This is a genomic window from Streptomyces sp. NBC_01166 (assembly GCF_045039765.1).
GTDB lineage: Bacteria > Actinomycetota > Actinomycetes > Streptomycetales > Streptomycetaceae > Streptomyces.
The window spans coordinates 3695481-3721095 of record NZ_CP108613.1 but is presented as its reverse complement, the minus strand read 5'-3'; the positions used below and the strand labels follow the sequence as shown (position 1 = coordinate 3721095).

Here is a 25615-nt window from a genome sequence, read left to right as displayed (position 1 = left end):
TCCAGGCAATCGCGGGCCGCCGCCGTGCTTTTCTGTGGCAGCACCCCCTTCTTTGACAACTCCACTGCGTCGTTTTCACGTTCGATCGCCCTTTGGGCCGGCTGCTACCAAGACCAGCCATGGCGCTTCAGCAGCCGCCATGTCCCCTCCACCGTGTAGCTGACGTGGAACAACCGCCCGATCAGAGCCTCCCCCAGGCCAATGTCCACCGCTGGTCAGCGCAGCCATGGGCGAGCGGACGACCGCGCTCCAACTCCCGCTCCAACTCCAGCTCCACCTGCGCAATGTGGTTTGCGGAAAACCTCGGGCGTCTCGGCGTCGACCGGACACCCTCTTCGCCCTGCTCGCGTCGCTGACGGCGCCAGCGCTCCACCGACAGCTCGCTCCCCCGGGCCGGGAAGGAGAACCGCGCTTCGGGAAAATCTCCGCGCTCTTGTTGCGCTTCCTTCATGCTGACGGGCATGCACCCTCGTGACAAAGAGATATGGCTGGCGATCGACCAGGGCTTCCGAGTGATCGACTGGGAGGCGTGGTTCGGTTGCCCGGAGGGCGCCGACTATCTCTCGCGCGCAGGCCACGAGGTGACCGCACGCGCGGTGGCCGGGCTCACCGCGTTCCTTGGCAGCGATTGGCTGCCAAGGGCCGTGACCCCCTCCCTTGCCCCGGGCCGGGCGAGCGACACGTTCGTCGGTCTGGGCCGGGCCGCCCCAGTACTCCAGATCATGAAAGGCGCCGAGCAGGGAGCATGGGTGGAAGCGGTCCGGTGGTGGGCGACGTACGCGCTTCTGGAGGAAACGGGGGTGCCTGGCCTTGCGTCGGTTCGGCGGGATGTCCGACGCGACATCACCCTGTCCCGGTTCCTACACACCCAGACGCAGGCCCGGCTCGCGCTCATGGGGGTCTCCCGGGGACTCCCGGTCGAGCTGGAGCCGACGAAAGCCAGCGGCGGTCCCGGCGATATCCGAATCGGTCCGGTCTTCATCGAGGTCGTGACCTTCGCCGAGGACCAGAAGCTCCAGGACTACGAGAAGTTCCGCCAGAACTGCCGGGTCCACCTCCTTGCCCTGGACAGGGGCCGCGACATCCACTGGGAAGGCGACTTCCCCGAACTCCTCAACGGCGACGACTTCGAGACGTGGAAGAAGCGGACCGAGGAGGCCGCTCAACAGTGCGCGGACTTGGAGACTGCGGTTGATGTTCTCAGCAACGCCGGGAGGCGGCTGACCGTCCAGCCCGGAAATGTGCCCCAAGGCACCACCTTGACCGGGGAGACCGTGGAGAGCGACCAAGGCAGGCGGCTGCTAGGCAAGGTGCGGGGCAAATGCCACAAAACGGCGGGGGCTGGCACTGCGTGGATTTGGGTGGAGGACCACAGCGGCCTCTTCTACTTTCCGATGCCCTTCGCTGAAATGCCCCTCGCGGCCAAGACGGACGCGCTCGCGGATCTGTTCGGGCCGCTCTTGGAGGAGTACGTCCATGTCGCTGGAATCATCGTGTCGAACGCGGCCCGCCGACGCCTGCCGCTCCCGTTGGACGAGGATGCGCTGCGCCCTGCTGCGCAGGGCTTCCAACGGGGCCTGCCCCTCGACCGGGTCCGCGAGACGATCGTGATCCCCCGGAAGATACTTCTGCCTGATCAGACGAACCTGATCGCCAGAATGTGCGATGCCGAAGCCGCTGCACTCGACTGGGCCCTGCTGAGACTCGGTGTCCCCGGGGGTGTGAGGTCGCTCCTGGCAGATTGGTCGACGACGCGCCAGGTTTCCCCGCTGTGGACGCCCTGAGCCAGCCTCGGCGGTAAAGGGGCGTGGAGTCACCTAATCCAGTAGTAAGCACCCGAGAGCAAGCTGGCTGACGATTGGCCGGGTTACAGCCAACCTTCGTGGAATGCGGCTTGTTTACGTCGTTACTCGCCAGTCCCTGTTGATGAAACCACTCCTTTCTCGCATCCTGGAAGGCTTTCCATCGAACCATGACCTGGGGGATAGGTGTCTCTTCACGCTGCACTTCGTGCGAACAATCCAGAGGCGGTCCACCGCGCGCGCCAACTTATCGAATATATGCGCGAAATTGTTCGCGGTTCGCACAAGCCGGTGCGGGATTGGCAGAAGTATCCGGAGGTCCTCTGGCTCTCCAGCGTGCCGGACGACAGGCTGCAGCGGCACCCGGACGGTGACCGGCTGCTGCTCAAGGTGCCACACCGCCCGCCAAGGCCGGCTCCTGCACTGCCCGAGGTGCTGGTGGGATGGGTCGACCCCGAGGCCGCCGCTACCGCGACGCCCGAAGCGCCACCGCTAGCCGAGTCGGGTCCGGGGCAGGGGTGGCAGGAGGACGAGAACGGAGACCTGTTCGAGGTTTCCGAAATCCTCCGGGAGGAAGCACACGAAGTGCTGCGGGCCTACTCGCGATGGCTCGACGCGTGGCGTAAGTGGTCGGAAAAGGAGCGTGTCGACCGGCCGTATCGGGAACTTCATCAGCAGCTATACCGAATGGTGACCAGGATTCAGCAGGACGGCGAGGAATACGAGGCTGTGCTGGGTGCCGGATTTCTGAATATCGGATCTGCGCGTCCGTCGGCGCGGATAGCCCGGCATATCCTGACGGCGCCGCTGATGCTCACCATGAATTCCGCCAATATGACCATCACCGTCGCTCTCACGTCCGGCGACCCTGCGCGGCTGGAGGACAGCGAGTTCCTTGACGCCGACGAGGGATACAGCACACGGCTACTGGGCGCGCTGCGGGACCGTGTCGACGCGGAAGGATTCCATCCGCTGTCCCGTGACTCCCAGGATGCGCTGGCTGCTTGGTCGGAGAGGGCGTTTGGTACCGATCGCGCGGTGGCGTTCCACCACGGCTGGGGCCGCCCGCCTGCCGACCCGGCGCTGCCGGTGCCCACACTCGGGTTCACGCCGGCGATCATTCTCCGTCAGCGGGGCCAGGGCGCCCTCGTGAACTTCTACGATGGCATCGCGAACCGCCTTTCCAAGCCTGGTGCCATCGCCCCCCTCGGGCTGGCTCAGTTGTTGTACAAGCTGGAAGCGGAGGACCGCAGGGTGTGGGGCACGGCGGGTGGCCGGGACGTGCCCCCCGCCCTCGGCCCCGACCCACTGTTTCCGCTGCTGTCGAACGAAGCCCAGCGGGAGGTGCTTAGGCGCCTTCAGACCGATACCGGCGTCGTCGTTCAGGGACCGCCCGGCACGGGAAAGACGCACACCATCGCCAATCTCGTGTGTGCCTTGTTGGCGGATGGCAAGAGGGTGCTCGTGACGAGCGAGAAGAGCCAGGCACTGAAGGTCTTGAGGCAACAGCTGCCCGCCGAGCTGCGCAGCCTATGTGTCCTCCAGGGCGGCCGGCGCGAGGACGGCAGCGGTGACCTTGAGCAGTCCGTGCGCGCACTCTCCCAGCTCAGTGCCACCCAGTCGACGGAGCGTCTGGACATTCGGATCAAGGGCCATGAGGCGCTGCGCTCGGAGCTGTCTGACACCCGCGCGCGGCTTCGGGACGAACTCCGCACTGTTCGTGAGGCGGAGTGGTACGAACACCTCGATGTGGCACCGGGTTACGAGGGGCGGCTCGCGGAGATCGTGGAGACCGTCGCTGCCGGTGCGCCGAAGTATGACTGGATGCCCGCCTTGCCCACATCGGCACCGCGTGAACCCTCGTTCAGCGAGAACGAGGCCCAGCGCTTACTAGGTCTAGTGGCCCGGCATGGGGCGGAGGTGCTGGAAGAGCATGCCGCTCGCTGCCCGGACCCCGCAGACTTTGTGGCACCCGTGTTGTTCGAAGAGGCGGTCAGCACCTTGGACGCAGCGATGCGCTCCTGCGCCGAAGCATCATCCGACACGCTGTCCGTCGAACTCGCGAATCAGGGGCCCGATCTGATCACGACGTTGGTAGAGCTTCTGGATGCAGCTGAGCACGCACTCCAGAGTGAAGGGCTACCAGGTGAGCCAGCGGCGTGGTTGCCGGGCGAATGGACCACGCGTGCCCTGCGGGACGGTATGGCCGGCCAGCGTAGCCAGTTGTGGGACGCAGTGCGCCGGTCGGCCGCACGCGCTGAGGAGGTGCAGAGCGCGCTTCAGCGAAATCCCTTTGCTGTGCTCGACGTACCTGACGTGGCGCTCGCCGAGGAGTCGCGCCTCATCGCCGCTGGGAGGGACCTCGAACAGTTCCTGCGAGGTGGCGGCAAGCTGCGGAAATTGGTGCCGAAGCCGGTCCAGAAGGAAGCCCAAGTTTTGCTTCAAGGTTGCCGAGTGGACGGGCGACTGCCCGGTACGCCGGAGGAGATCTCCGCACTCGTGGCTCACCTGGCCGCACGCCAGTGCGTTCGGCAGCTGAACGAGCGCTGGCAGAGTGTCGGCGCACCTGCCGCCGAGGGTTCCACGGAGGTCGCTCTGTCGGAGCTGCTGGACCGGGTGCCGACGCTCCGTGCGGTGGACGGGTTCACTCAGTCCGTGCGTACGCTGCACGACGTTCTACTCAAGGCCCGAATCAAGGCCACAGTGCGGACGGCGCAGCAGTGGGACGACGTCCGTACATCGGCGAACTGTGCGGGACTGCTGCTGCAGGCCCGAGCGGCGGAGGAGAGGCTCCGGTCGATCGGCGAGCAGCTGCCGCGACCCGATGCCCACGGAGTGGCTGAGCTGGCGGAGGTGCACCGAGCCGTCACCACCCGTGATCCGCAAGCGTACGTGGCCGCGATCGAGTCACTGACCGAGGCGTTCCATCGCGAGGCCGATCGCCGGGAGGCCCGCAAACTCCTGGACCGACTGTCCGGGGATCACCCCGAACTGTCCCGTCGCTTTGCCCAGTCCCCGACCGATGAGGCTTGGGAGAGCCGCCTCGTGCACTTGGACGGTGCCTGGGCATGGCGGCGTGCGCGTACCTTCCAGGACACGATGCTGACACCTGGCAGGGAACCCAAGCTGGAGGGGGAGCTGGAAGCGGTCGAGGCGCAGTTGAAGAGCACGGTGACCCAACTGGCGGCCGACAGAGCGCTGTACCACTGCTTGGACCGGATGACGGCCGGCCAGAAGCAGGCGCTGAGTGCCTACGCGTCGGCCACGGCGAACGCCGGCAGGGGAATGACGGCACTCGGCAAACGGCATCTTAAAGCGGCTCGTTCCGCGATGCGTGACGCACGTGACGCGGTGCCGGCGTGGGTTATGCCGATAAAGCAAGTAGCCGAAATGATCGATCCCGAACCGGACGCCTTCGATGTCGTCATCGTGGACGAGGCAAGCCAGGTCGGTTTGGACGGCCTGATGCTGCTGTGGCTCGCTCCGAGGGTCATCGTCGTCGGTGACGACAAGCAGTGTGTTCCGTTCTACACGGGCGGTAAGCACGAGCGCTTCAACGAACTCCTCGACTCACTCCTGCCCCATCTCACCGACTGGCAGCGGGACGGGCTCAGCCCCAAGTCGAACCTATACGACCTGCTGTCCGCGCGATTCAGCGAGACGATCCGACTCACCGAGCACTTCCGATGCATGCCAGAGATCATCAAGTGGTCCTCCGCTCAGTTTTATCCCGACAACGAACTCGTACCCCTGCGGCAGTACGGAGCGGACCGGCTACGGCCCCTCGAAGTCGTCCACGTCCATGAAGGCCACTGCGAAGGACGGCGAGAGACGCTGGTCAACCGGCCAGAGGCTGAGCGCATCGTCGCCAAGTTGCAGGAACTCGCAGAGGATAAGGCGTACGCGAAAAAGAGTCTTGGAGTGATCGTGCTCCGTTCCGGACACCAGACGCGGCTGCTGGAAAATCTCATCGACACACGGATCGACTCCGCAGTCCAGGAGCGGCACAACATGCGAGTGGGCACGGCCGAACAGTTTCAGGGGGACGAACGGGACGTCATCCTGCTCTCTCTGGTAGTCGATGCTGACAACACTCGGGCCCTGACTGGCCAGGGCGACGGAAGGCGATTTAACGTGGCCGCCAGCCGGGCCCGTGACCAGATGTGGCTGTTCACCTCCGTCACGCCGGACCAGCTGCGCAGCAAGGACCTGCGCCACTCTCTGCTCACTTATATGCAGGCGCCGCCGGAACTCCAGGGAACCTCTCCCGGCCTATCCACGGTGTCACCCGACGATCGATGCGAACCGTTCGACTCTCTGTTTGAGCAGCGGGTATTTCGCAGGATCAAAGAGAACGGCTATCACGTCGTCCCGCAGTGGAAGGCCAGCGGCAAACGTATCGACCTCGTCGTCGTCGGAGAGACGGGGCGCCTCGCCGTGGAGTGCGACGGCAGCCCGTATCACTCCTCCCCTGACCAGATCCGTGACGACTACGAGCGAGAGCGGGAACTGCGCCGGGCAGGCTGGCAGTTTTGGCGTGTCCGGAGTAGCGAGTTCGCTCTGTCCCCGGAGGATTCGCTAGCGCCGCTGTGGAAGCGCCTTGACGCTCTGGGCATCCGGCCCGGGGTCATCGAGCAGACCCAGGGCGAATCGGCGAGCACATGGGTCCCGGTCGAGGTGGATGATGCCGACCTCACCGCCGATGAACTCGACGCCATGCTCGATGAGGATGCGTCCGTCCATCTCGAAGGAGTCTGATGTGAACGAGATTTTTGATGACAGCACGCTGACGGAGATCGCCCACCTGATCTGCGGGGACGAGACGTCGCTTCTCTACCGGAAGGGGTACGAGATTGCTGCGTTCTTTCAGCGGGCGGGCTGGGACGACGTTCCGGATTTCGACGGCACACCTAGACACAAGTGGGCCCGGGAACTCCTCAAGGAGCGGCAGGAGGACGGCACGGACGACGCCAAGCGCGCAATCCTGCGCCTCGCGAACCGCCTTGAGTACTACAACCAACAGCACGAGTACCGCGCCACGCTAAAGCGGCTTAACGAGGTACTCGTGCTCGACGGGCGTCGGATCGGCGAGGACGGAGGTCAGCCGGCCCTCGTCCGCTGCGAAGCCGGTTTCGAGGACGAGGTACTGCAGCTGCCGCGTGTCGAGCTGAAGGTCTCTGTGAAGGATGTGGTGAGCGACCCGGATCTCGCTACAGCTGTGCAGCTTAGGCTGGACGAGGCACGCACCTGCTACGAGCACGGCGCCTACACGTCGGCGATCATCATGCTGGGCAGCCTTCTCGAGGGAGTGCTCGCCCATGCGGCACAGGTCCGCACGACGGGCGAGCGCATGCCAAAGCCGTTGCGAAGCATGGGGCTAAATGACTTCGTGGAGTTCGCATTCAAGAACAAATGGATCGAGCACGATGCCAAGCTGGCCTCCGAGCTTGTCCGGCACTACAGGAATCTCGTCCATCCCTTGGCGGAGAAGAAGACCGGACACAGTCCGAACCGCGACACGCTCGACATGTGCTGGCCGGTGGTGAACGCCACGCTGAACGATCTCGCGGCGACAGCGACAGTGCCCCCTGCCTCGGTTTCAGTGCCTGCGCCCTCAGAGCCAGGTCGTGGCCGTGCCCCCCACGGCCCCGCACAACGCCCAACGCCAGCCTCCGTCGCTCGTCGTCGGTCGGGCGGCGGAGCGGTGGCGGCCACTTGAGCCGGGGGTGTCCCCATTCCAGCGCAAGTGGAGAAGTGCGTATCCCGCCATGCAGCCGTTGCCGATCGTCGTCGTGACGATTGGCGAGCGTGGGGACGAATGCCGAGGCAGTGGTCGCAGGTGCGGTGCGGAGTGCGGACAGGCGGCCACTAGCTGACGATGCCCAGCGGTGACCGGCCGCGCTGCTCTCAGGCCCTCGCCAAATCAGGCAGTGACGCGAGCTGCCCGTTCACGGAGTTCCTGCGCCTCTGGAACTCCGCTGTACCGCCGCAGGCGCACGTGCATGTCTCGCAGCGCGGCCTGGACCTTGACCGACCGGATGCCGTCTGCGCAGTCGAGGAATTCGCGCCAGGTGGCCATGGCGCCGTCGACGTCCCCTTGGCGTAGGCGGACGCCGCCGAGGTCGGCGAGGACGATGGCGCGGGTGCGGCGGCGGTCGAGGCCGTGGATGTCGAGGGCGAGGTGGAGGTGTTCTTCGGCGGCGTCGAGGTCGCCGAGGCGGGAGAGGATCATGCCGGATTCGTGGGCCCAGCGTCCGGGGGAGTAGTGGGCGGCCCAGGAGTCGCTGCCTGCGGCAGCGGGTCTGCCGATGGCGGTCTCGGACATGGCGAGGTGCTTGGTCGCCATGTGGCGGTCGTCGTCCTGGGCGGCGGCGTTGGCGAGGGTGGCTTCGTAGTAGGCGACGGCTCGCGGGTTGTCCAGGTGGCGGCCGTACTCCACGCAGGCTTCGCCGAGCTGGACGGCTTCGGCTCGGTAGCCCAGGTCGACGCACTGGACGGCGAGCCCCCGCAGGGCTGTGGCGGACAGTTCTGCGTCGCCGGCCTCGGCGGCCAGGCGGAAGGAGTGGGCGTAGTAGCCCTGGGCGAGCCCGCGCAGTTCAGGGGTGTCGCCTTCGTCCTGGGCCATCCAGCCGGCGAGGTGGACGAGCTGGGAGGTCGCGGCGAACAGCTGGCGTCCGGTGGCTTCGGTGAAGCGGCCTTCCAGCCAGGGAGCGACGTCCTGGGTCAGGTAGCGGACTGCTAGATGGCGTGCGTGGCCGCCGCCGAGTTCGGATGCTGAGTCGCCGAGGGCCTTCACCATGTGGCGCACAGCTGCCACTTCGCCCCTGCCGACGCGGACGGCTCCTGGCGAGACGGTTGTGGTCCGGCGGGTGATGCTGTCCATGTCGGGCAGGCCGAGGGCAGACAGGGCGTATCCGCTGGAGGCGAGGATGAAGTTCCGGCGGTCCACGTCGTTCCTTCCCAGCTGGAGGACTGATGCCACGGTATCGGCGTGGAGTGCCGTCGGAGCGATCTCTGGAAGGTTGATCGCTTCCGGGTCCAGTCCCAACACCTGCGCGATGTAGGGCCACCAGTGGTCGGGGGTCCGCTCGCCCTCGATCCAGCGCCGAGCGTGCTGGCGCTGCAGACGACGTGGGTCGCCACTCTCTGCCAGTCCGAGCGCGCGTGCCAACTCTGATGGACCCCAGCCGCGTTCGTGACAAGCCCGCTTGATCAGCTCCGCGACAGCCGGGTTCTTCGGCACCCCGTCACCCTCCCCACCTGGATTACGCGGGATTACGCAGGACTACATCCTGGGCCCTGCCCCGGGAGCGTGGATCGTCGTTGACTGAACATCACCCCTTGGATCTCCGATTGGCTCGAACAGGCCCTGCTCAGGGCCCGTTGGTGCCTGTCCGGACGCGTGAGAGGAACACCGGTGACGACGACCGACCACGACCCCCGCATCCGCACGACCCCGCCCTCGGCGGCGGGCGAGACAACGCAGAATCCGGCGCCCCACAAGGTGGCCGGACGTGACTTCCGGCAGACGACCCCGATCGTCTGCAGCCTTGCCCTCCTGGACAGGGACCCCCGCTACGACCAGCGGACCGGGCACGCGGCCCTGCCGATCGAGGTCTGCTTCCTCGACGGTTCGAAGACCACCACAACCCTCGAAATGGACCCGGGCAGAGTCCTCCTGCTGAGCGCCCAGCTGGAGCGGGCCGTCGCCCTGCGCGCGAAGGCCCAGGAAGCAGCAGCCACATGATGCGGCCCGCGTTATCCGATCCGCTCGGAACTGCCCTGGCCTGGGTGTGGGCGCTCGGAACAGCCGCAGGACTCGCCATGATCAGCACGCTCGCCCAAGGCGAGTACTCGGCTGATCAGGACTTCCTGGCACACACCTCGCTCAACGTCGACGACCCAGGTCCGGACGACGCCGCCGGATAGGACCACCACGGTCCCGCCATGCCCTCCCTGCTCTGCACCACCCTGCGAAGGGAAGCCGATGATCAGCCAGCTCAGCAGCGACACGCAGCCCTTGCCCGTGTCGGTCGCGTTCAGCGGTCCCGACAACACCGGCAAGACCAAACAGATCGGAATCCTCGCCCGCCGCATGGGCTCCGCAGCCACCTCAGCAGGTCCCCTTGACCACTACGACCGGCGCTGGGCGGCCATCAAGGCCGACGGCATGGCCCGCTGGTGGTTCGAGACGGGGCCGGCCGAGGAGGTCGCCGATGTCCTCGCCCATTCCTACCTGGAGCGCTCCTGGCATCCGCACTCCGCACCCGTACGGTTTCTGGACCGCGGGATCCCGATGCTGGAGGCATCCGTCGCGGCCACCGTCGCCGTACGGGAGAACCTGGACGCCTGGCGGGCCGCCGACCGCGCTCGCTCCCTCCTGGCGCCGTACGAGTCCGATCTCCGGGCAGCAGAACGAGACGAACGTGCCCTCTTGCTCCTGCACTGTGACGACGCCGAGGAAGGTACCCGCCGGAGCCTGTCCCACGAGGCAACTGTCACGGACATCTACGCGGCCTACCAGCGCCATCTCCACACGCAGATCAACCGGCTTGTCGCGGACGGCCGCTTCGCCATGCTGATCCGCATCGGCGACCGACCGACCATCACCATCCAGGACGAGGTCCGCCGACTCCTGGCGCCACTGCACTCCGCCATTCCCAGCCGGGCGATGGCAGGCGTGCACATCATCGCCCTCGGCGGGATGTCGGAGAGCGGCAAGAGCACGGCCGGCGAGTACCTGCGAACCCACCACGGGCACGCCCGCCTCAAGATCGGTTACCTGATCGAGGACGCCGCCGACCGGGCGGGCATCGCGGACCCGTACCGGGTGCCGCCGGTTGTCCAGGCCGAACTGATCGTGGACGGCCTCGATCGGTACTGCCAGGCCCACCACTTCCTCGACCGCGTCAGCGTCGAGTCGTTGCACGACTTCGACTCGGCGGTCGAGCTCGCCAGAATGCTCGGACCCCAGCTCACCCTCACCTACCTGGACACCTCCGCAGCCGTTCGCGCGCAGCGTGGGACTGCGGGTGCCCAAGACGTGGCAGACCGGGACCGCGTCAAGAGCGCCAGGGGCGCCGACAAGATCGCCTCCATCGCCCAAGAGGTCATCAGCAACGACGGGCCGCGCCTGGTGCTGGAACGCCGATTGGACCACCTGGTCCTGGCCCGCCGATGGCCCGAGCACCAGCCGAACACCATGCCGGTCAACGCCCTGGGCCTGCCCGTACACCTGGAGTCCTACCTCTCCACACTCCTCGACCGCCTGACCGGACCACAGCCGCTGATCGACCTACTGGCCGTCACTGGCAGCGGCGCCCGGGGCAAGTACCAGCACGGCTGGAGCGACCTCGACGTGTTCGTCGTTGCCGACGCCGAGTCCCTGGACGGGATGCGCCGCGTCCTGGCCGACCTGGAAGCCGACCTCGGCGGCGTCAAGCTCGGTATGACCGTGCTGACCCGTGCTGAGTGCCGGTCTGGAGCCGTGACCTCCAGACTCCTGCACATCCTCGCGCTCATCGGCAGCGGCGGCCTCGTACCCCTGTGGTGTGATCGGGGGTTCGCTCTGCCTGCCCCTGACGCGGCCACCGACGTTGACGTCAGCCTGCGTGACGGGATCCAGGCTGCCGTCGAGATCCGGCGCCAGCTCCTCAAGGGGGCGCCGGACCTTCGCGACCTCTACAAGGTCACCGCACTCCTGGCGAAGATCCAGCTGCGGTTCAGCGGGATCGAGTGCCCCTCTGACAACGACGCCCTGCAGGCCCTGGTGGAGGCGGATTGCCCGGACTCGAGCATGGTCGCGGCGGCCCGCACCGAGCGGTCTGCCGCCGAGGATCTGGCGCAGGTTGTCCTGCGCAGCTGGCTGGCCACCCTTCCCGGAGAAGCGGGGTGAGCGCGAGTGGCGGGCCGAGGGCCTCAACCGCGGTCGCCTTCCACAAGGAAGTCGCGACCCGGGAGGCTGCCGAAGCCGAAGTACGGGGCTGGTCGCAGCTCGCCTCTCGGATCCGGGTCCCGGCCCTGCGAGGGCGTCCTGCGTTGCCGAGCCGCCATCTGCTGGCGTACGAGGATGTCTTCGCGAGCGGACGGTGCGAGCTGCTGCTCGGCGACGTGATCGCCCTGGCTGATCGCGATCCGGAGGCGTTGTCGCGCCTGGCCCGACTCGTGGACGGCGTCTGCCACGACTTGCGGGCGGCGGCCGGCGAGACCGGAAAGGTGGTCCCGCTCGCCGAGTGCGTGCCGGACCTCTACCTCGACCGGATCCGGCCCGGCGGCCGGCTCGACCGCTGGTACACGCGACGGGACCTGCCGATCACCCTGCCCCACTCCGACGTCACCCTCACCGCCCGGGAACTGGCCGGCTACACAGTTACCGCCAACGGTCGACCGCTCACGCTGAACGTCGCCGCGACCATCGACAGCGTCCGCCACACCTTGAACCCCGACCGGCTCTGGCCCACAGGGCTGACGCAGGGGGACCCCACCGAACCCAACATCGCCGACCCGCTGTGCTGGCTCGACTTCGAGTTCGCCGGTCGCAACACCATCGCGGGCGAAGCCGCGAACCTGCTCTGGTACCTCATGGCCCTGGGCGGCTGGCTCGTTCCCCGGTACCAGCCCGACGTGTACGCGCGTACCCTCCGGCTGGCCCTGCCCTCCTGCACCAGCCCCCACATCGACCACCTGGAACTGGACGCCGCCACACGGCGCATCGACATTCGGTACACCTGGAACACCGGCGCCGGCCGTCACGCCGCCCTTGCGGGGGCACTGCACGGACTCTGCGGCCATGGCGGCATCGGTATGGATGAACTCCGTGCCTTCTTCGCCCTGCGCATCCTCGGCGTCATTCCGGCCGCCCGGCTGACCAGCCACGACCTGCTGCTCGTCTTGGTCAAGCTTGCCGAGAGCCAGCACCCCGGTACTGACCTCGGCGCCTTCCTCACCACCGCACCGGCTCTTCATTCCGACCCCGCCGAACGGAGCCGCAATGTACCTGCCCCTGCTTGAGACCCATCTCCAGGCCCGGCCGCTGCAAGGCCGGACGGCCCTCGTCACCGGCGGGGCCACCGGGATCGGTGCCGAGATCGGCCGCGCACTCTCCATGTCAGGGGCGACCGTGGCCGTCAACCACCTCGGTCAGGAGAGGGAGGCGCAGGCACTTCTCGCCGCCTTCGACCGCGGCGGAAGTCCTGGCGTGGCCGTGGACGCCGACCTGACCGACCCTGACGCAGTCCAGACGATGACCGACCGGGTTCGTGCAGAGGCCGGCCCGATCGACATCCTCGTGAACAACGCCGGGGCCTACCCACGTGTCCCGTGGAAGGACACCGACGAGGCTGCCTGGAACTACTCCCTCGACGTGAACCTCACCGCGCATTACCGCGCCTGCCACGCGGTGACTCCTGGCATGGCCGAACGGTGCTGGGGCCGCATTGTGAACATCGGCAGCGTCAACGCCCGCGCCGGCCGGACCAACCTCGTTGCCTACAGCACCGCGAAGGCAGGGCTCCTGGGCCTCACCCGATCCCTCGCCCGTGAACTGGGCCCGTACGGAGTCTGCGTCAACACGGTCCTGCCCGGCGCCATCCAGGTCGAGGCCGAGACCGCGATCCCCGCCCGCCATCGCGCCAGCCCGGAGGACCAGATCAAGCGCCAGTGTGTTCCCCGCCGGGGGCGGCCCGAAGATGTCGCGGCGCTCGTGGCGTTCCTCGTCGGGCCCTCCGCATCGTTCATCACCGGGCAATCAGTCCACGTCGATGGCGGCTGGCTGCTGCACTGAGACCGTCAACAAGCAAGGAGACAGAACCGAATGATCGAACGAGTCCGCGCCGTCCTCGTCACCGAGCACGACACGATGCTGGTCATCCGCCGCACTAAGCCCGGAGTTCCCGTGTACTGGGTGCTTCCCGGTGGAGGTGTCGAAGCCGAAGACGAATCCCGGGAAGCTGCCCTTCACCGGGAGATCCACGAGGAGATCGCAGGGAAGGCGGACATCGTCCGCCTCCTGCACACGATGGAGTCCGGCGACGAGCGTCAGCTGTTCTACCTCACCCGCATTGCGACCTGGTCCTTCGATGACCGCACCGGCCCGGAGTTCAGTGCCCCTGGCCGGGGCGAATATGCGCTGGAGGAGGTCCCGCTGACCGTGGAGGGGATCGACGGCATCGATCTCAAGCCCGAGGAGATCGCCCACGTTCTCCGAGGTGCCCTCGGTGACGGAACTCTCTCAGGTGTTGCTACGGCCTGAGAGACGAAACGTGAGCATGCCACCGGGGTCAGCGCTGCGCACGCGAGCCCCGGTGGCATCACGGTGTCATGTCCGCGTGGTCAGGCAGGTGATGGGCGTGCGGGCGTGGGGGCTGAGTCCGTCGGGATTCTCCTGGGCATGCGGAGGCTCAGCGTGTACGGCGCTGCTGAGTGGGGCGGACGGCTCGGGCCGGGGACGGTGGTTCGGTAGCAATGGGTTGGGTGTGCTGCGGGAGGTTGGCGAGGCGGTTCAGGCGCCAGGTGAGGACCTCGCTGTAGCTGGTGGCTGTGTCCAGTTCGCGGTGCCGGGCAGCCTGAGTGAGGAGAGCGGCTGGATCGTGTCCGGCCTTCTTCGTGGCGACGAGTGTGGCCGCGAGGGCGGGCCAGCCGGGTTCGGCAAGGATCTGCTCGGCCACGTCTGGCAGGGCCTGGCGGGTGACTGCGGCCTGTTGTTCCTGCAGGTAGAGGCCGAGGTGGCGGCCCCGCTGGTGAATTACAGCAATCGGCTGGACTGTGGCCGCCCGGTATGCGGCACGGAGGTGCTCGGCTGCCTGTCGTGCGGCTTCGGCCTGTTGATCGTGGTGGTGGGTCTGGTGCCAGTGGCGTGCAGCGATGACGGCCAGGACAAGGGCGTCCAGAAGGATTGCGAGGGCCGCCCCGTCCTTGGGAGCGGGTTCACGCAGGATCGCCTTGACGGCGCTCCGGGTGGCGCGGGCTTGCTGATGGTGGGCGCGAATGCGTGATCGGCCGGCGTGCTCGAACGCGGTGGCTGCCCGCATGAGCTGGGGGCGCAGATCAGCCGGAGCGCGCAGGGGCAGTGCGTCGAGGGTTTCGGCGAGTGCCGCGATGTGCGCCTGCCCGGTCCCGTCATCGCCGCATGCGAGCAGATCGGGCACGCGGTCCGTGGCCTGTGCGAGTCGTCGCCAGGCGTCGGGTTGGGGCGATATCGCCGAGGGCGCTTCCTCAGGTGTCAGGCGCTCGCTGATCTTGGGATAGGAGAGGTCAGGGGCGAGAGTGGATCCGGCGAACCAAACGGGCTGGCCGTCCTTGTTGGTGTCGCCGTCGAGGGCGATCTTGTACCCGCGGATGTCGCCTGAGGGGAAGCGCTGGATCTCCACGAGTACCCCGGAACCGCCGAGAACGGTGAAAAACTCCTGCGGCGTGGTGGCTGCGGCAAGTGCAGTGCGGGCGGTGATCCGCAGGCGCTCGCGGGCAGTCTGGGGCCGACCGGTGCGGTGAGCTTTCTCCTGCTCGGCGCGCGTGGACCGTTTCGCGGCGGTTCGGTCTCCTCGCGGGACCTGGTGTAGTCCGTACTCCTTCTCGATGGCGACGAGTTCGTTGTCGGCATGCAGGTAGTCGTTCCAGTTCCGTGGCGGTCGGAGGTCGCCTCGGACTTTGGTGGCCACGATGTGGATGTGGTCGTTGGCGTGGCGGACGGCGATCCAGCGGCAGACGTCGGGGTCACCGGCCGGGGCGATGCCTGTGGCGTTCAGCACGCGCCGGGCGATTGTGGCCCACTCCTCGTCGGACAGGAGCCGGTCCTCGGGCGCGGCCCTGATCGAGCAGTGCCACACATGCTCCTTCGGAGCCCGTTCGCCGGCCTGCATCACGCGCAGGTCGAGTACGGCGGTCAGTTGGGCGAGGGTGGCGTCGGGGTCTCGGCCGGGATCGGGGGCGAAGCCGTCGAAGGAGGCCACAAGGTGGGGATCTGCATGCTCGTTCGCGCGGCCGGGCCCGTAGAGATAGTTGAGGACACCGCGGGTTTTGCGGCCGGGCTTGACGATGTTCGCGATCAATTAAGCGGCCCGGTGCGTTGTGGCGGCCGCCACGGCGGCGGTGTCGATCGCGGTCGCCGCCTGGCGGGCGTGGAGCAGGACCTGGCCGGCGTTCGCGAGCGTGTCTTTGTCCCCAGGGTGTGGATCGCCACCGGCGTTGAGACGGTGGGCGATCTGGTTGACGTTGGTCCCGATACGAGCAACCTGGGTGCGCAGGGCGGCAAGTTCGTCGATCAGGTCGTCGATCCGTGTGCGGTGGCCAGGCAGCACATGGTCGCCGTGGAGATGGGCCATGACGACGGCGCCGACGAAGTGGGCGCCGGCAAGCCCGAGCCGCCGGGCTTCGGCCATGATTTCGCTCTTCTCGTCCACGCTGTACCGGACGTCGACTCGCTCGGTGCGCTGCACGTCCTGGCGTGAACGGCGGCTGGCCACCCGATAGAGCGCGGCTTCATCGGCAGCTCGCACCACGCCGGTCTCTGTCCTGGGAGCGCCCGCGCTCCCAGGTACCTCCGCCACCCCTGGGGCGGGGATCGCGTTGGACCGGCCCTTGGACGGTCCAACGCCATACCTTGCTCCGCCTGGTGCTGGGGATGAGGTCAGCTGCTGCTTGGGTGACGAGAGTTCGTGGTTGGGGCTGTTCATGTGGGCTCCTGCAAGCGGTGGTGGAGGGAGAGGGCCCGTTCCTCCCGTCCTGGTCGCGGGAGGAACGGGCTGGGGAACGTGGGCTGCGTGCCTCAGCCGGTGCTTGTGGTGGCAGCGTCGAGCTCGGCCTGCAGCAGGTCCTTGACCTCATCCAGACGGCTTCGGGAAATCCCGAAACCCTCGTCCCTGACTGCCTTCTCGATGCTGCGGCGCGAGGCACGGCCGGCTCGTCCGAGCGGAGCCGTGCGGCCGATAGCCACGGCCTGCTCTCGGGAAACGCTCGGCCGTTTGTTTCCCGGCTTCCCAGGCTGCTGTGGCGTCTCCGTCTCTCGCTTCGCGGGTGGCCCAGGCACGCCGTCGTCGGTGTCTGTGACGGCTGGCGGAGCGAGCGGGCCGGTCTGGTGTTCGTTGGCGGGTTCGTGGCGGGCTTCGGGGTTGTGGCGGTCAGGGGTAGCGGGGCGCCGGGCGACGAGGAGGTAGAAGTGGACGGCTCCGGCCAGGGCGAGTGGCGCGATGGCGGAGATGGCCCCGACGGTGAGGTCGTCGAGGGAGAGTCCGTTGTGGCGGGTCTGCTGGTTGAGGCGGATGGCGTGCAGGACGTTGGCCCAGATGCTTGTGGCGGTGGCGGTGCCGACCAGCGCCGAGACGTAGAGGCGCGCGGACAGGGGCGCGGTCCGCAGGACGAGCAGGGCGCCGATCCCGATGGCGATGAACCCGTCGATGACGAGCGGGAAGGCGTAGGTGAGCGCCGGGTGGATATGGCTGGCGGCGGCCATCTGACGCAGGGCGTCGTAGGACAGCGCGAAGGCTGCTACGGCCAGCAGCGCCACGCCCGTGCGGATCGCTGCGGTCAAGGGCACCGGGGCAGGGGAAGGCACTGCGGTGGAAGTGGGAGAAGGCAAGGGGGAGCGCTCCAGGAGTACGGAGATGAGACTGGTGTGGCCCGGTGGCGGGTGGGAGAGACCCGTCGCAACTCGTCGCGTGCCTGGTCAGGGCAGGTACGGGTGCGGAGGTGACATCGAGTCGACTCGTCACCGGGTCCCGACTCGTCACCGCTCTGACCTGCGCGGAGACGAGTCGCGACGGGTCGTGCCGGGTCAGCCCCCGGTCGTGGCTTCCGGTTCGGGCTCGGGGCAGTAGCGTGCCCAGGAGTCGGTGAAATGCAGGAGGGCATAGCCCCGGGCCTGGACGTTGCCATGGAAGCGGCGGGGGGCGGAGCTGATGCCGTACTCCTTGAGCAGGATCTGCAGGCCCCGAGGAGTCAGGCCGTTGGTGGTGTACTCCGGCCAGGGGGTCTCGGCGTCCTGGTTGAGGATGTCGAGGAGCCGGCTGGTGCGGAGAGCCGGTGGATTGCCTTCGGTGGCGAAGGCGCGGCGGATGTCGGCCAGGAGGCGGATGCCGAGGCTACTGCTGTCCTGGTCCTGCTCGGCCTCGTGCTTGGCCATGACCCGGCAGGCAGTGCGGGCAAGGTCGGGCCACGGCCCGCCGGCGAGGTCGGCAACGGTCACCAGCGGCTGCCAGGTGTCGGCCGCGCGGTCTTCGACCGGCATGACCGGTGTCAGCTCCATCGCCTCGGCGTGCAGCGGAGTCAGCCAGGCGACGAGCCGGTCGCGCAGCGCGTGGAGGGGCGGGGTGTCACGGAAGGTACGGAACTCCGCCACCTTCTCGCCCGGCCTGCGGCGCCGCATCCGGATGACGATCGACCGGTCCATGATCGTGTCCGGCAGGTCGCCGATGCCGGCGAGGGCCGCCATGGCGAAGGTGGGGAACTTCGCGACCTCGTGGTTGGGCCCGGAGACCCGGAGGGTGGGGCGGTTGCGCTGGTGCCCAGCGTTGAGCAGGCCACGCATCTCCTCGTTCTTCTCCGCGACCTTCGCGGAGCCGAAGAGAGTGTCGGCCTCGTCGACCAGCAGGGTGGGCGGCGTGGCGGTGATCGACCGGAACACCGCAGCGGCCGAGGCATTGACCGTGATCAGCGGATCGTGGACGCTCTCGGTGATCACGTCCAGCAGCCGAGACTTGCCGCACCGCTTTGCCGGCCCGACCACGGCCAGGCGCGGGGCGTGCTGCCACGCCGTCTGCAGATGAGTCGCCGCCACCCACAACGTCACGGCTGTGAACGCTTCCTCGCTCGGCAGTACGACGTAACGGCGGATCTGCTCCAGCAGCTCCGTCAGCACCTGATCCCCCTCGGATACCGGGGCAGTCTCGGAGACGGCTGCGGGCGGCTCTCCCGGTGAAGCAGGGCTGCTCGTCGACTGGCCGGGTATGGCCACCGGCGGCCACGAAGGCTTGTCAGGGTTGGAATAGGGCTCGGTTCCCGCGTGTTCCACGCGGCAGCTCCTCGTCTGGCGGTGGTGGGCTTGCCTGCCCTTGCCGCCGGGTTGGTTCTTCCAGGGCCGTTCGGGGCTGCTCGGGCCTCCGGCGTTGCCTCGCCGGAGGCCCACTTCGTACCCCGAGGGAACACGGACCGTACGTCCACTCCTGGTGACAGTCCAGCGATTCTGTGTCAGCTCAACGCAGAACGCTTTGCTACGCTGCCGTCCCTTCATGCCGCCAGCCCAAGCAGATCCAGCAGATCTGCGGTCACGACGCGGTAGGCGTTGCCAAGCCGCAGGACCTTGCACGGGTACGCGCCCCGTTTCGCCAGCTCGTACCCCTTGCTTCGGCCAAGGCCCAGGGCTCGGTTGCTCGTTTCCAGGTCAACGGCTACCGGCAAGGCCAACAGGTCTTCTCGGCTCATGCCCTTGGCCTGTCCCCCTGTGGTGTTTTCGCGCATACGGCATCCCTTTCGGTACAGCCCTCGGCGAACGTGGTCATCCCGTTCGGCTCCAGGCGTCTACCAATCAGCATCCTCAAGCTAATGTGTCTTCATGACACAACACCGTTTGAATGATGAAGAGCACGACTTCCCGGAGTGGGTGGACCGGGTCCAGGCGAACGTTGCCGGTGAGGTCCGCCGGAGAAGGAAGGAGATGGGGTGGAGCGCGCAGGAGCTGGCCGATCGTTGCGAGGAGCTCGGGCACCCCATTCCCCGCAACGTGATCGCCAACATGGAGTCGGGCCGTCGGGCCGGCCTCCCGCTGGTGGACGTCATCGTCTTGGCCGCCGCGTTGAAGACGCACCCTGCCTGCCTGATCTTCCCGGTCGGTTACGTCGACCGGACGCAGGAACTCCCCTTCCAGGGCCTTGTGCCGACCTGGGATGCCCTGCGGCGCTTCACCGGCGAAGAGGAAGTGCTCGGTTATGACTCGGGCCTTGTGCCCGATTTTGAAGCCCACACCAGTCTCGTGCGCACCGCACTGGCCGCGCTCGACGAGGAAGAGCAGGCACGGTTCGCGGCCAGGACGGCAACGAGCCGCGCCCAGCAGGAAGAGGCCGAACGCAAGCAGAGCGAGTACGCCGACCAGGCCATCTCCGCCAAGTACAAGCTCCGCTACCTTCGTCGCGAGCTCCGCGAAGACGGAGCCACCCCACCCGACCTCCCACCCGCACTTCACGACGTAGACCCGCCCGAATGGGCCCCTGATACCACCCAGGAGGAACGCCCTTGAAGGGCTCCACCCACCGCCGCTGCTACTGCCGCGACCCCAAGACCGGAAAGCCGCTCGGCAAGAAGTGCCCCAGGCTCGCTGGCCGCAAGCACGGCTCCTACTCCGTACGCCAGGAACTTCCGCCCCGTGCCGACGGAACCCGCCGCTCGTTCAGCCGTGCCGGCTACGAGAGCCTCAAAGCCGCGCAAGCCGATCTCGACCACATACGCGCGCTCCTCGGCCTTGCCGACGCCGACGACTCCGAAGGTCTGGATCAGATCGCCGAGTTGCTGGAGAAGGTGGCGGACGAGAAGGCCCCGCTACCGGACGTCGAGTCGACCCGGCGGCGGCTGAGCCACGGCTTGGACCTCACCAGCCGCCTCACGGTCGGCAACTGGCTGGATATCTGGCTGGCGGGCAAGAAGGGGCGGCAGAGCGCGATCAGCCGCGACGAGAGCAGCATTCGTGTCCATCTCCAGCCGCGCATCGGACACCTACGACTCGACCGCCTTCGGGTCACCCATCTGTCGGAGATGTTCGAGGCCATAGCCGAGGACAACGTCGAGATCGCCGAGGGAAACGTCGCACGGCGCAAAGCGGTCGAGGATCTCGCGCAGATCCCCTGGAAGGGGCGCGAGCCGCGCGCCCGCCGTAAGGCGATGAAAGCGGCCATCGCTGAGATGGAGCCCTACCGCCGGATCGTCGGTCCGGCGACGCGCCAACGCGTTCGCTCCACACTGCGTGCTGCGTTGAACGCCGCGATCGCTCAACAGCTGATCACCTTCAACCCGGCCTCCCACGTCGAATTGGAGGCCGGCAGGCGTCCCAAGGCGCTCGTGTGGACCGAGGAGCGCATCCTCCACTGGAGGCGCACCGGCGAGAAGCCCTCGCCGGTGATGGTCTGGACGCCGGAACACACCGGCCTTTTCCTCGACCATGTAGCCGAGGACCGGTTGTACGCGCTGTTTCACCTGGTCGCCTTCCGCGGGCTACGGCGAGGTGAGGCATGCGGTCAGAGGTGGACCGACACCAACCTGAGCGCCGGCCTTCTTACCGTCGCCAAGCAACTCGTGGTGAACGGCTGGGAGGTGTACGAGGACGACCCCAAGACCGACGCCGGAGCGCGCACCATCGCCCTCGACTCCGACACGGTCCAGGCCCTCAAGCGGCACCGAGCCCAGCAGGAAAGGGACCGAGAGAAGTGGGGAAGCGCCTGGGTGGAGACCGGAAGGGTCTTCACCCGCGAGAACGGAGAGCTGCTCCACCCCGCCAACGTCACTCGACGATTCATCGAAGTGTGCGAGGAGATCGGTCTCCCGCCGGTCCGGCTTCACGACCTCCGTCACGGTGCCGCGACTCTGGCTCACGCAGCGGGTGCCGGTCTGAAGGACATCCAGGAGATGCTCGGCCACTCGTCGATCACCATCACGTCGGACACGTACACCAGCCTGCTCCCCGAGGCGGATCTGGCGATCGCGGAGGCCGCGGCGCGGCTTGTGCCGCGAGCCCGGGTCGCATCCTGGGACACCGGGTCCGAGGTAGATCCTCAGTCCGAAGAGGCGGAAAGCACTGAGCCTTTTCCATCTTGATCAAATGGCGAGTTCGAGGGCGACGACGGCACGGACGGCGGCTGTGATCCGGGTGGTGCTGCAGCGGAGCTTCCGCAGGAGCCGCCAGGACTTGAGTATGGCCATGGCGCGCCCGCCGAGGCTGCGAATCTTGGCGTGATCGCGGTTGTGGTGTCGGCGCCAGCCGCGGAGGTGCTTGCCACGGATCGGGACACGGATCGCAGGGCCGGCGCCCTGGTACGCCTTGTCGGCCCAGCACTTGATGTCGTCTAGGGCGGCGGGTATGCCGTGGTTCCGGGCCGCGGTCAGGTCGTGTGTGGCTCCCGGCAGTGCGTCCGAGGCCCAGATCAGGCGCCCGGCGGGATCTGCGAGGACTTGCACGTTCATCCCGTGGTGCTTCTTCTTCCCGGAGTAGTACGGCTGGTCGGCGGCGATACGGTCGATGGGTAGCACGGTGCCGTCGAGGATCACGTACGCCTTCTTCCGGACGGTCGTCATGGCCTGTTGCAGCGTGGGCGCGAGGGCGGCCAGTAGGTCGACGGCCTCGCGTATATAGCGGTAGGCCGTGGCGATCCCGATGCGGAAGCCCGCGGCAAGGCGGGCGTAGGTGTCGCCGCAGCGTAGGTGGGCCAGGACGAGCAGATCGAGCCGGACGGGTAGACAAGCACGCGAAAGCTCCTGGAGGACTGGTGATCTTGGTCGTGAACCCGTCTACCAGGAGCTTTCTTCATGCCCGCCGCCGGGGCTGCCAGCCCAACCACCCGTCAGGTTGGAAAAGGCTCACTGCCCAAGATCCACTTTCGATACACGGCCTAGCAGGCCGCGCCGGTTCGGTGGACCTCGGCAATCCACTGGCGCGAGGGCGCTGTCGGGTCATATCCTGATCCGTTCTTCGATGATCAACTACTACACGGAGGCTGCGAGTTGATGGACGTAGCGAGGATGATGGCTCAGCTTGATGAGCTTATTGTTGAGTACCGAGAAATGATCAGCACCCGTACCGAAGGAGTACTGGCCTCTGATCGAGCCAAGTTCCTTGTGAGCCGTCTCGAAGCCGCTATCGATCGCTTGGCACCTCCTGGTAGTAGCTACGTAAGGCAGCTAGATGTCTATCGGGAACAAAAGCGAACCTCGCTGAAGATTCGCGAGGTCTTTAGCATTGCTCTTGGCCTCCATCACGATCTGGCATCCGGATGGGTGGAGACAGTTGTTGAGATGGTGCACGCTGACACCCATAGCGATTACCTGGATATGGCAGAGACGTTGCTGCAATCGGGGTACAAGGACGCCGCAGCTGTCATCACAGGTACGTCATTGGAAGTTCATGTGCGAACGCTCTGTGTTAAATATGGCGTATACACCGAACTGGCCAGCGGTGCACCGAAGAAGGCCGACGTCATGAACGCCGACCTGAAGAAGGCTGACGTCTATGACGGACTACGGCAAAAGCAGATTACGGCCTGGATGGACCTGCGCAACAAGGCGGCGCACGGTGACTACCAAAGGTACGACGAACACCAGGTACGTATGTTCATTGATGGCGTGCGGGACTTCATGCTGAAGTACTCGGCATAGCGCGCAGACAAGGGGACTAAACGATGGCCAACATCGACAAGCTAGTCGAGCAGCTCAACTTTCTGATCAAGGCTTCCGAAAACTACGCACGGAACGATAACTGGTCTCTCCTGCATGACGGGGCAGACGACCCCGTTGTTCTCAGCAACCGGCTCGAAGCCGCAATCGAGCGAGCTACGCGACCGACCTCTATGTATATAAAGCAGCTTGACACTGCCCGCCGTAGAGTACAGCCTTATCGACTCAGAGAAGTGCGCATCGTCGCACTGGGACTACGTGACGATTTGGTCGCCGGGTGGGTTGAATCGGTCGTCGAGCTGGTGCACGCCGATACCTACCGCGATTACTTGGAAATGGCGGAGGGGCTGCTTGCCAAGGGATACAAGGACGCCGCGGCCGTCATCACGGGAACGTCCCTCGAAGTTCACGTGCGTGCTCTGTGCGCGAAGAACAATGTGACCACGGCAGTGGCAGGCAAGCCAAAGAAGGCCGACACCATGAACGCCGACCTCAAGAAGGCTGGAGTGTACGACGGCTTGCAGCAGAAGGAAGTTACCGCCTGGATGGACCTCCGGAACAAGGCAGCCCAAGGGGACTACGCCGACTACGACCGCGATCAGGTACGTCGGCTCATCGGTGGAGTAGAAGCCTTCATGAGGAAGTACCCAGCGTAGGCGAACCCAGTAGGTCAGGGGTAGGTGTGAAGACTTCTCACTAGCAGTCACCCTTAGCGTACGGATGACTTGGGCCATTGTGATGATGTCATGACGTCAGGTGCGCCGAGAATAATTCTGATCGAAAGAAGAGGGAATAATGACAGTTCAAGATGATGTGGTGGCGCTCGGCATAAGAAGTGATGCTGCCTATGTCGGCCGGTTCAGTCGCGATTTGGGTGCATCGAGAGCCTCCGGACACAGCGGTACCATCATGTTCTGTTTGGCGCCGTACCTGTCACTGTTTGTACATGAGTCGTATAGCAAGCTCAAGCGCATTGATCCCGCATTGCCCGCCTTGTTGTCGGCTGACGCCGAAGCAATCGTGGCGCGTTCACGCCACAGTTTGAAGCTTTTCGAGGACAACCGGCGCGGCATTGAAGGGCAGCTTGCGTACTTCCGTGACGAGATCTCGCCTGCACACGCGGATAGGTTCCTGAACAACACGTGGCTTAAGGCCGCCCGCTTTCTAGAGACAGACTTGGGTCTCTATAGCTACGACGGAAGGATTATCTCGACAACGCATGCCGCCACGTTCCATCTGGGATTTGATCCTGTCGCACTACTGGAGGAGGGGTCGGGTCCGAATCTGCAATCCGTCTACGAAGAGTACGGCCGTTACTTCCGCGGTCTGGGCGCGAGGACCGATTCAGGCGCGAAGACCTTTGTGAGTCATCTCGATCCGATGCGCTTTGATCAGCGGGACAACGACGTTCGATCGACTAAGTACTACGGTCAGGTATTTAATGGCAAGGGTACGCCAGACATCAACCGGCTACTGATGGTGTTCCGGGGTTTGATGAATTTCGTCGACTCGATGGTCGGGCTGGGCGCAGATGCGAATGAGGTCGAGTACACCGTATTCAAGATGCGCTTTCTGACCCTGTACCAGGTTCTTGGCAGCTTGCAGATGCTTCATGACGAACGACCCGGTGACCTCACCACGCAGTCCACGAGGCTTATCGAGAAGATCACGGGCACGTGGTCGGCAAGCCTGATTATGGATCGCTCAGCAAAGCCGTTCCGCAACACCCTGATGCACTACAACCTAGACTCTCGCGTCGACCTGGCGAGGGTGGATGTAACTCAGCCACTCTTTGGACTCGTGCCGATCTATTTTCCGTCGCACGACGCTGCATCGTTCGTCGAGGTCGTTGACAGCTGTGTCGAGGAAACCGCATCGGTCATAGAGGAGTGGCTACTGCCTGAGCAGTGAGCGCGGAGTTGGTTCGGCGGGCACGGGGACTCGACCGTCTGCACATAGAACAGCCCTGCGGCCACTGGTCGCGGGGTGCTTGGCTTGCGCGGCTTGTTCAGGCGGACCTGGCAGGCGTGGCCGGCGCAGGGTTGGTCGGCTCGATCTATGCGGCCGTCTCCGGCTTCCCGCTCCTGGTGTCTTTGACGGCAACGCTGACGGCTACGACACCGATCAACCACCGTCTACGGCTGTCCTGCAAGAGGCCGTTGGCAGCGCCGGCACAACAGCACACACGCCAAGATCCGCTGCCTCGGCGAGCAGGCCATGGCCACCCTGAAGGACTGGCGCCTCCTACGAAAGCTCCGTTGCAGCACCAACCGCATCACCGCGATCGTCCAAGCCGTCCTCATCCTTCAACACGCCTCCGCGTGAGGTTGGAAAGGGCTCACTGTGCCAGATGGTGCCGATCAGTTGGGTGGTCCTCTGGCATCCGGCAGCCGCCCACCCACGCAATAGGCCCCGAACGAGGAGTTCGAGGACGGATGAATCTGCTACCT

At 66.2% G+C, this 25615-nt stretch carries 20 protein-coding genes and 2 pseudogenes; 14 read left to right on the top strand and 8 right to left on the bottom strand.

Translation table 11 applies throughout. The features are described from left to right. Positions 1-104: 104 nt before the first annotated feature. On the bottom strand, positions 105-152 hold the full coding sequence (locus tag OG379_RS16985) for a hypothetical protein (RefSeq protein WP_405668539.1): 48 nt from the start codon (positions 150-152) through the stop codon (positions 105-107). 309 nt (positions 153-461) lie between these two features. On the opposite strand from OG379_RS16985, the gene OG379_RS16980 reads away from it, so the two are divergent. The 3 genes from OG379_RS16980 (at position 462) to OG379_RS16970 (ending at position 7521) form a co-directional block, all read left to right on the top strand. Continuing rightward, entirely contained in the window at positions 462-1784 is a 1323-nt protein-coding gene (locus tag OG379_RS16980) for a hypothetical protein (protein WP_405663654.1), read from the top strand. Positions 1785-2060: 276 nt separating this feature from the next. Then, positions 2061-6560 (top strand): AAA domain-containing protein, encoded by a 4500-nt coding sequence (locus tag OG379_RS16975; protein ID WP_405663651.1) that lies wholly within the window; start codon positions 2061-2063, stop codon positions 6558-6560. A 1-nt stretch (position 6561) separates the two neighbouring features. Then, a complete protein-coding gene (locus OG379_RS16970; protein ID WP_405663649.1) occupies positions 6562-7521 on the top strand; it encodes a hypothetical protein in 960 nt (319 codons plus the stop codon). A gap of 204 nt (positions 7522-7725) precedes the next feature. Here OG379_RS16970 and OG379_RS16965 read toward each other — a convergent pair whose 3' ends face one another. Continuing rightward, entirely contained in the window at positions 7726-8784 is a 1059-nt protein-coding gene (locus OG379_RS16965; protein WP_405663647.1) for a tetratricopeptide repeat protein, read from the bottom strand. 435 nt (positions 8785-9219) lie between these two features. On the opposite strand from OG379_RS16965, the gene OG379_RS16960 reads away from it, so the two are divergent. The 5 genes from OG379_RS16960 (at position 9220) to OG379_RS16940 (ending at position 14052) form a co-directional block, all read left to right on the top strand. Beyond that, a complete protein-coding gene (locus OG379_RS16960; RefSeq protein ID WP_405663644.1) occupies positions 9220-9549 on the top strand; it encodes a hypothetical protein in 330 nt (109 codons plus the stop codon). Positions 9550-9789: 240 nt separating this feature from the next. Continuing rightward, positions 9790-11697, top strand: coding sequence for a nucleotidyltransferase domain-containing protein (locus OG379_RS16955; RefSeq protein ID WP_405663643.1), 1908 nt, complete (start codon positions 9790-9792; stop codon positions 11695-11697). A gap of 143 nt (positions 11698-11840) precedes the next feature. Then, positions 11841-12812: a hypothetical protein gene (locus OG379_RS16950; protein ID WP_405663642.1), complete on the top strand. Its 972-nt coding sequence runs from the start codon at positions 11841-11843 to the stop codon at positions 12810-12812. Continuing rightward, positions 12793-13584, top strand: a complete 792-nt coding sequence (locus OG379_RS16945; protein WP_405663641.1) for an SDR family NAD(P)-dependent oxidoreductase — start codon at positions 12793-12795, stop codon at positions 13582-13584. Before OG379_RS16950 ends, OG379_RS16945 begins: the two co-directional genes overlap by 20 nt. 30 nt (positions 13585-13614) lie before the next feature. Then, positions 13615-14052 (top strand): NUDIX domain-containing protein, encoded by a 438-nt coding sequence (locus OG379_RS16940; RefSeq protein ID WP_405663640.1) that lies wholly within the window; start codon positions 13615-13617, stop codon positions 14050-14052. Between the two features lie 148 nt (positions 14053-14200). Here OG379_RS16940 and OG379_RS16935 read toward each other — a convergent pair whose 3' ends face one another. The 5 genes from OG379_RS16935 to OG379_RS16915 all read right to left on the bottom strand — a co-directional run bounded on the left by OG379_RS16935 (position 14201) and on the right by OG379_RS16915 (position 19250). After that, on the bottom strand, positions 14201-15847 hold the full coding sequence (locus OG379_RS16935) for a relaxase/mobilization nuclease domain-containing protein (RefSeq protein WP_405663638.1): 1647 nt from the start codon (positions 15845-15847) through the stop codon (positions 14201-14203). Further along, a complete protein-coding gene (gene mobC, locus OG379_RS16930) occupies positions 15848-16297 on the bottom strand; it encodes a plasmid mobilization relaxosome protein MobC (protein WP_405663636.1) in 450 nt (149 codons plus the stop codon). It abuts the gene before it with no gap. 266 nt (positions 16298-16563) lie between these two features. Next, positions 16564-17373, bottom strand: a complete 810-nt coding sequence (locus OG379_RS16925; protein ID WP_405663635.1) for a DUF2637 domain-containing protein — start codon at positions 17371-17373, stop codon at positions 16564-16566. A gap of 195 nt (positions 17374-17568) precedes the next feature. Continuing rightward, positions 17569-18804, bottom strand: coding sequence for a DUF3631 domain-containing protein (locus tag OG379_RS16920; protein WP_405663633.1), 1236 nt, complete (start codon positions 18802-18804; stop codon positions 17569-17571). 215 nt (positions 18805-19019) lie between these two features. Then, entirely contained in the window at positions 19020-19250 is a 231-nt protein-coding gene (locus OG379_RS16915) for a hypothetical protein (RefSeq protein WP_405663631.1), read from the bottom strand. 94 nt (positions 19251-19344) lie between these two features. On the opposite strand from OG379_RS16915, the gene OG379_RS16910 reads away from it, so the two are divergent. Beyond that, on the top strand, positions 19345-20025 hold the full coding sequence (locus OG379_RS16910; protein WP_405663630.1) for a helix-turn-helix domain-containing protein: 681 nt from the start codon (positions 19345-19347) through the stop codon (positions 20023-20025). Then, positions 20022-21593: a tyrosine recombinase XerC gene (gene xerC, locus OG379_RS16905; protein WP_405663622.1), complete on the top strand. Its 1572-nt coding sequence runs from the start codon at positions 20022-20024 to the stop codon at positions 21591-21593. The genes OG379_RS16910 and xerC overlap by 4 nt, the downstream gene beginning before the upstream one ends. Here xerC and OG379_RS16900 read toward each other — a convergent pair. Beyond that, positions 21594-22223: pseudogene (locus OG379_RS16900) on the bottom strand (transposase family protein); the annotation flags it as partial. 276 nt (positions 22224-22499) lie between these two features. Here OG379_RS16900 and OG379_RS16895 point away from each other — a divergent pair. The 4 genes and pseudogenes from OG379_RS16895 to OG379_RS16880 all read left to right on the top strand — a co-directional run. Continuing rightward, positions 22500-23147, top strand: coding sequence for a hypothetical protein (locus OG379_RS16895; RefSeq protein WP_405663620.1), 648 nt, complete (start codon positions 22500-22502; stop codon positions 23145-23147). Between the two features lie 23 nt (positions 23148-23170). After that, positions 23171-23821: a hypothetical protein gene (locus OG379_RS16890; RefSeq protein WP_405663618.1), complete on the top strand. Its 651-nt coding sequence runs from the start codon at positions 23171-23173 to the stop codon at positions 23819-23821. 139 nt (positions 23822-23960) lie between these two features. Further along, positions 23961-25076, top strand: a complete 1116-nt coding sequence (locus OG379_RS16885) for a hypothetical protein (protein ID WP_405663615.1) — start codon at positions 23961-23963, stop codon at positions 25074-25076. A 234-nt stretch (positions 25077-25310) separates the two neighbouring features. Further along, a pseudogene (locus OG379_RS16880) lies at positions 25311-25490 on the top strand (transposase family protein); the annotation flags it as partial. Positions 25491-25615 lie beyond the last annotated feature (125 nt).

What these genes read in the sequence shown, in the direction of transcription:
- OG379_RS16980 (WP_405663654.1), top strand. Translation starts at nt 462, where the DNA reads ATGCACCCTCGTGACAAAGAGATATGGCTGGCGATCGACCAGGGCTTC.
- OG379_RS16975 (WP_405663651.1), top strand. Translation starts at nt 2,061, where the DNA reads ATGCGCGAAATTGTTCGCGGTTCGCACAAGCCGGTGCGGGATTGGCAG.
- OG379_RS16955 (WP_405663643.1), top strand. Translation starts at nt 9,790, where the DNA reads ATGATCAGCCAGCTCAGCAGCGACACGCAGCCCTTGCCCGTGTCGGTC.
- OG379_RS16945 (WP_405663641.1), top strand. Translation starts at nt 12,793, where the DNA reads ATGTACCTGCCCCTGCTTGAGACCCATCTCCAGGCCCGGCCGCTGCAA.
- OG379_RS16940 (WP_405663640.1), top strand. Translation starts at nt 13,615, where the DNA reads ATGATCGAACGAGTCCGCGCCGTCCTCGTCACCGAGCACGACACGATG.
- OG379_RS16915 (WP_405663631.1), bottom strand. Translation starts at nt 19,250, where the DNA reads ATGCGCGAAAACACCACAGGGGGACAGGCCAAGGGCATGAGCCGAGAA.
- OG379_RS16910 (WP_405663630.1), top strand. Translation starts at nt 19,345, where the DNA reads ATGACACAACACCGTTTGAATGATGAAGAGCACGACTTCCCGGAGTGG.
- OG379_RS16895 (WP_405663620.1), top strand. Translation starts at nt 22,500, where the DNA reads ATGGACGTAGCGAGGATGATGGCTCAGCTTGATGAGCTTATTGTTGAG.
- OG379_RS16890 (WP_405663618.1), top strand. Translation starts at nt 23,171, where the DNA reads ATGGCCAACATCGACAAGCTAGTCGAGCAGCTCAACTTTCTGATCAAG.
- OG379_RS16885 (WP_405663615.1), top strand. Translation starts at nt 23,961, where the DNA reads ATGACAGTTCAAGATGATGTGGTGGCGCTCGGCATAAGAAGTGATGCT.